The sequence below is a fragment of the Collinsella sp. AM38-1BH genome (assembly GCF_003467545.1).
Lineage (GTDB): Bacteria > Actinomycetota > Coriobacteriia > Coriobacteriales > Coriobacteriaceae > Collinsella.
This window is the reverse complement of sequence record NZ_QSHC01000031.1, coordinates 1-1,624: the sequence shown is the minus strand read 5'-3', so window position 1 is coordinate 1,624 and position 1,624 is coordinate 1. Positions and strand designations below refer to the sequence as shown.

Annotated in this window: 1 protein-coding gene; it reads right to left on the bottom strand. The window is 72.0% G+C overall.

The genetic code is table 11. The features are described 5' to 3' along the window. Nucleotides 1–213: 213 nt before the first annotated feature. Nucleotides 214–1,506 carry an IS30 family transposase gene (locus tag DW870_RS09195; RefSeq protein ID WP_117877564.1) on the bottom strand — a complete coding sequence of 431 codons (1,293 nt, stop codon included), beginning with the start codon at nt 1,504–1,506 and terminating at the stop codon, nt 214–216. Between the last annotated feature and the right edge of the window lie 118 nt (nt 1,507–1,624).

Sequence of the window (1,624 nt, the reverse complement as noted above, 5' to 3'; positions counted from 1 at the left end):
TCTCAACCGAACACATTGAGCTGACGGCACGCTCCCGCAGTTAACCGAACGCCCCCGCGGCCCCTCTCGGGCCCCGGGGGCGCCATTTTCCCAGTTGAAGGAATGGTGGAGATGTGTTTCGATGGGTCCGGTGGCCATGCTCCGCCCGCCGCCCGGCACCTCTTCCCAGACTCAGCCGGACGGTCGGTCCGTCTATTCCGTTTTTCTCCTAGGCTAGGCCAGCGGGGCATCGCCCCTCTCTGCGCGCGCCCTCTCGATGAGCCCCGGCGTCAGGTCGAGTTCCCCGATGGGCACGTCCCCCACGCCGTAGGCGTCCAGCAGCGCCGCCGCGTCCTCCCCGAGCATCGCCCTGAAGGCGCGCGCGGGCGTCGCGAAGCCGAGCGCGCCGCGGGGCTCGGAGTTCACGTGCGACATGGCCAGCGCCAGGTCGGCCGGGGCGAGCCGGTCGAATCTGATTCCGGCGCCCTTGGGCAGCAGCTTCCTGATCTCGACGTGGTTGCGCTCGCAGGCGCCCTTCTGGTCGCTGCGCCTGGGGTCGCAGTAGAACAGCCTCGTCTCGCCCGGCCCCTCGCCGATGAGCGCCGCGATCGCCGCCTCGTCGGAGAACTCGGCGCCGTTGTCGGTGAGGACGGCGCGGAACACGCGGCGCGTCCCGTCGGCGCCGAGGACCGCCCGGACGCCCTCCAGGGCGTCCGCGACGCACCCGGCGGTCTTCTCCGCCAGCGGCAGCGCGAGCTGGAGCCTGCTGGGGCGGTGCAGCAGCGTGAGCAGGCAGGCGGAGTCCTCCCGGGCCCCCTCGACGGTGTCCATCTCCCAGGCCGCGGCGCACGCGTCCTCCCCGAGGGCGAGGAACGCGGCATGCGACCTGCGGGCGGAGTGGCGGGTCGCCGCCCGGCCCGCGGCGCGCTTCCTCGGCCTGTAGCCGACCTTGCGCCTGAGCTCCATGCTGGTCATGCCGTCGTAGCCCGCCGAGACCCAGCGGTAGATGGTCGACGGCGACAGGTCCACCGGGCCGCCGTTGCGCGCCGCCATCTGCTCGGGCGACAGCCCCCGGCGCAGGCAGTCCCTTATCGCCTCCAGCCTGGCCGCCGCGGCGGGCTCGTCGGCGTCTATCCCGCGCCTGGACGAGACGAGGACCGAGTCGGCGCACAGCTGCGCGGCCCGGGCCTCGTAGAAGACGTGGGGGCGGCGCTTGCAGCCGATTGCGCGGTACCGGCCGCAGCCGTTGCAGCATCGCGGCCACGCCGCCAGGCGCGGGCAGGCCGCCGACAGGTCGGCGGAGGCGTCCACGCGCTCGCCGCGCCTGGCCTTCGGCGCCGTCACGAACCTGTGAGACGCCACCTCGGCGCTCACCGTCGAGGGCGACCTGCCCAGCTCCCTCGCGATCTCCCTGCACGACGCCCTGCGCTCCAGCATCCTCTGGACCGTGTCCCGCTCGTGCCTCGTGAGCCTTCCGTAGGCCCTCGGGACCGCCCTCGCGGAGCCGCTCTTCTTCTTTCCGGACATGCCGTCCTCCGATCTCCCGGGGCCGGCCGGTCCGGCCCTCAGGGTATCGGGTTCCCACATTTATCCGCACATGTGCGGATGAATGTGGGAGGTGTTCGGATAAAGTTGATAATCAAGG